Annotated in this window: 3 protein-coding genes; all 3 read right to left on the bottom strand. The window is 44.5% G+C overall.

Annotated features, from left to right (window positions below):
• The 3 genes from F6K38_RS36935 to recO all read right to left on the bottom strand — a co-directional run bounded on the left by F6K38_RS36935 (position 1) and on the right by recO (position 3,823).
• Positions 1 to 1,158 (bottom strand): glycosyltransferase family 4 protein, encoded by a 1,158-nt coding sequence (locus tag F6K38_RS36935; protein ID WP_287294583.1) that lies wholly within the window; start codon positions 1,156 to 1,158, stop codon positions 1 to 3.
• 20 nt (positions 1,159 to 1,178) lie between these two features.
• Complete coding sequence (locus F6K38_RS36930; protein ID WP_008180203.1) at positions 1,179 to 2,618, bottom strand: MFS transporter; 1,440 nt, start codon at positions 2,616 to 2,618, stop codon at positions 1,179 to 1,181.
• A 239-nt stretch (positions 2,619 to 2,857) separates the two neighbouring features.
• Positions 2,858 to 3,823: a DNA repair protein RecO gene (gene recO / locus F6K38_RS36925; RefSeq protein WP_008180205.1), complete on the bottom strand. Its 966-nt coding sequence runs from the start codon at positions 3,821 to 3,823 to the stop codon at positions 2,858 to 2,860.
• Between the last annotated feature and the right edge of the window lie 79 nt (positions 3,824 to 3,902).

Genomic DNA, 3,902 nt, shown 5'->3' with positions numbered 1-3,902 from the left:
CTAAGCACGACCACTCAATTGCAAAAGCCTAATTTCTACAACCTCTTCATAAAGCCTTTCGAGCTGAGTAATATTCCCACTTAAGGTATAGCGCTCTAGAACCCTTGCCCTAGCTTTGTGACCAAGCAAAGTAGTCCAGTCTCTGTGGTCACGCAATAGGGGCAATAGGGTTTTCAGTTGGGATGTCACCCCATGGGTATTGAGAATTACCCCAGCACCATCCTCTAACACTTCCCCATCAGCTCCAGCATCTGTGGCTACACAAGCCACACCACAAGCCATGGCTTCCAGTAATGATAAGGACAGCCCTTCCAATAGAGAAGGTAAAATAAACACATCCGCTGCCCGCAAAATCTCAATCCGTTGTTGCTCGGAAGCCACAAATCCTAGCCAAATGACATTTTGTTCTTCCCCATAAAATGGTTTCAATGAGGCTAATAACGGTCCATCACCAGCAATCACTAGCTTGCTGGATTTACCCAGGTTACAGTGTTTCCAGGCTCGCAGCAGCGCTTCCACATTTTTTTCCGTAGCAATGCGACCTTGATAAACAAATAGCCGTTCCGCTTTGAACTCGGATGCAAACTCAGAGGTACACTGGGAGTATCCTGGAGAATATTTCTGGACATCAACTCCATTGGGAATCACTGCTAGCTTGTGATCAGGAACCCCAACCCGGCTTAGGACATCCCGTTGGAGTTGAGAAAAGATAATCACTCGGTCGTAGTGGGCGAGAAACGGCGCATAAACTTGATAGGTCAGCAATTGGGTTCCCGATTGCAAATTGCGTCGTTTACCATCAAAGGGCGGATGGAAGGTCGCCACTAGGGGTAAATTGAGTTCGGTACAGATTTCCGGTAACAGGAAGTCTAAAGGAGATAAAGTTAAGGAAGCATGAACCAGATCAGGTTTGAGCTCCTGTAGCGATCGCTTCAAAACCTTACTGGCGGTTAGGGTTGGAATGGTATACATCTGAGACTTGTACAAGCAAGGCAGTGGTACCTCCTGACAACCCCACCAAGTCCGGTCCTCTTCTTCTTGGGCAAAGTGGAGGAAACTGACCTGGTAGCCCCGGTCGAGCAGAGCATTGGTCACTTCTCGATTGTAGGTGACGTTACCACAAAAAGGGGATTTTTTTCCGAGCCAGGCGATATGCATTCCGGTTGGTAGTTAAGTCTCTATTGATGACGTTTATTTAAATTATTTAATCTATTACCGGAAATATACCAGTTTAAGAACCCACCTAAGAACACAAGTGCTGCTAAACCAAGAAATACAGGTTGTAAACCCAACCAAGTTTCTGCGATCCCCGCTAAGGCTAATGGTAAACTCAAGGCGATATTAATAGCGTTGTTTTGTAGTCCGAAAACTTTGCCCCGCATCTGTTCTGGTGTTTCTGCCTGGATGGTAGTCTGCATCGGGATACCCACCAAAGCCCCAAACCCCCCCAATACCATTGTCATCAGTAAAGCCAGCCAGAGATTGTTAGTGAATAGGGACAACCCTACTAAGGCTACTCCCATACCTACAGAACCAGACAGACTTAAATCTACATAGGAGGTGTCATCAAACCAGTTTCCTAGGATTGCTGCACTAATCGCCATCCCAATTCCACCTGCTGCTAACAAGAAGCCAAACTGGGAAGCGGTGATCCCAGGTAGGTTTTCCGCGAGTCTTACCGCCAGAACGGCTAAAGCAGCAAAAACGGAAAACAGAATAACTTGTTGAATCATAGCATTGCGGACATTTCGATGGTGTTGTACGTAACGCAGACCATCGGCAATGTCTGCCCACACATAAGGTTGCTCAGCCTTAGACTTTGCCCGATTTTCACCCGTTCTCAGTAACAACAACACTAATCCTGCGATCGCATAAGACCCTCCTACCAAAACTTCTTTCCCCAAGTACACGCCGAAATGTAGCTGAGCTCCCAAGCTATCCGCTAAGGCTAACAACGGTTCACCCACAGCAAAACCAATGATTAAGGAAGCCATCATGGTTGTAGTATATAGGGAGTTGGCCGACAGTAGGTGGTGCGGTTTCACAATCAAGGGAATTACCGCTTGTTCTGCTGGGGCAAAAAATTGGGTCAGGGTAGAGACTAGAAATGTAATCACTAATAAGACGTAAAAGCCGAGTGGCACATTGGAGACTGATGTCCAGCCTTGAGTAAAGGACAACAACCCAGGCACTAACAACACCAGTGCGCCTCGCAACAGATTGGTTAGCACCAGCACATCTTTTTTTGACCACCGATCCACATAGACGCCAGCCAAGGAACCAAATAGAACTGCTGGGATGGTAAAGGCAATCATGATAGCTGATACCCAGCCACTGATAGTTTGATCAGCGTCTTGAAAGCGACTGGTTATCAAGGCAATCATTAACACCAGATAAACTTTGTCTGCTAGCTGAGAGAAGACTTGACCACTCCATAGGGCTAAGAAGTTGGAATTTTTTAGAACTGGTAGAAATCCTTTATCCGGTGATGAATCCAGTTCCTGATCCCTTAGCTCATCACTTCTCGATGAGGGTTTTGCCACCAAATCAGACTTGGTGAAATCAGACGTGGGGTCTGGGGAGTGTTTTTGTTTTTTTCCAGGCTCCGATGATCGCATTCTGGCTTTTATGGGTTAGGCTTTTTTATTACCAGTAACAACTTTTTTAGATAGTCATACTGTTACTATGAATGGATGATTTACTCGGCAATTGGTAATTAGTAAATGGTAATTATTAATTGATAATTTAATACCTTAATCTTGCTGCTTTTAAACACCAAAATTATATTGTCATTACCCATTAACTATTATTTATTACCCATTATTTATTACCTATTAACAGACCCGGATTATGAGTATTAGTTAACAGACGACAACGCATCCACTAAAGCCGCTGAGCGAATTGAGCGACCAAAGTGATACTGAGCGTAGTCTCGTAAAATTCGCTCCAGCTTCACCCAGAGTGAATCTATAGACTCAGCCGCCTTCCACCCTCCCAATTGCTCTTTTAATAGTGTAGTCAGCTGAGGTAATTCAGCAGCTGCCAGTTGTTGAAGCAGGGTTAACTCCAGAGCATTCAGCTTATGATTTACTCGTGGAGGAGGGGGTAGGATGACATCAGTATCAGTGTTGCCAGTGGTTTGAGTCAACCTCTCTACTTTATTCGGAATAGTTCGATTCGGAATAGTTCGATTCGGAATAGTTGGATTGGGTAAATCCTTCATATTGGACTCATGACTGACTAAACTAATAGTGCCACCTGCTTCTACACTAAAACCAACCCGCCAATTCGGGTCAGTCAAATCTGGACTTAAAGTGTGTTGTGTGATACAACAAAGTTGCACTTGAGGTGCTATTCCGGCCAGGGCAAGCAGGTGAAAGACACCATGGGACAAATGGGCTAACACTAAGGACAACCCTGAGGGATTAGCTGTAATTTTAGGTAACTGCTCCAGACGCCGTAGATGTTCATTAAGTAGTTCGTAGAGTTCTTCCTGAGGCTGCTCACTCAAAGCATGACAGAGAACTAATTCTGCCAGATACTGGCTAGCTGCCAGTTTACTGAGCTCCTGACTCAATCCTGGGTAGGATTCTGTAGTTTCTGCTTGGATAATTTTATCTAGCGATCGCCCTTTTGCCAGCAGTAGTTGATTGACCACAAACAAGCCACTCCTACCACCTAATTTCGATTTCTGCTTCCTTGCCCCTGGTGCCACTACCCGAATCAGACCCAACTCCCTAGTTAAAATTGTCACCAACCTGTCCGCTTCCCCCAGCGGTATACTTTTCAGATTAATTCCAGTGGCTTTGTAGGTTTGACTCATTCGTCATTATTACTTGCTAATTTTTAATTTTTAATTTTTAATTTTTAATTTTTAATTTTTAATTTTTAATTTTTAATTT

The organism is Moorena sp. SIO3B2, from assembly GCF_010692525.1.
Taxonomy (GTDB): Bacteria; Cyanobacteriota; Cyanobacteriia; order Cyanobacteriales; family Coleofasciculaceae; genus Moorena; species Moorena producens.
Note: the sequence above shows the minus strand (reverse complement) of the source record. Positions and strands in the feature narration are given on the sequence as shown.

What these genes read in the sequence shown, in the direction of transcription:
- F6K38_RS36935 (WP_287294583.1), bottom strand. Translation starts at nt 1,158, where the DNA reads ATGCATATCGCCTGGCTCGGAAAAAAATCCCCTTTTTGTGGTAACGTC.
- F6K38_RS36930 (WP_008180203.1), bottom strand. Translation starts at nt 2,618, where the DNA reads ATGCGATCATCGGAGCCTGGAAAAAAACAAAAACACTCCCCAGACCCC.
- recO (WP_008180205.1), bottom strand. Translation starts at nt 3,823, where the DNA reads ATGAGTCAAACCTACAAAGCCACTGGAATTAATCTGAAAAGTATACCG.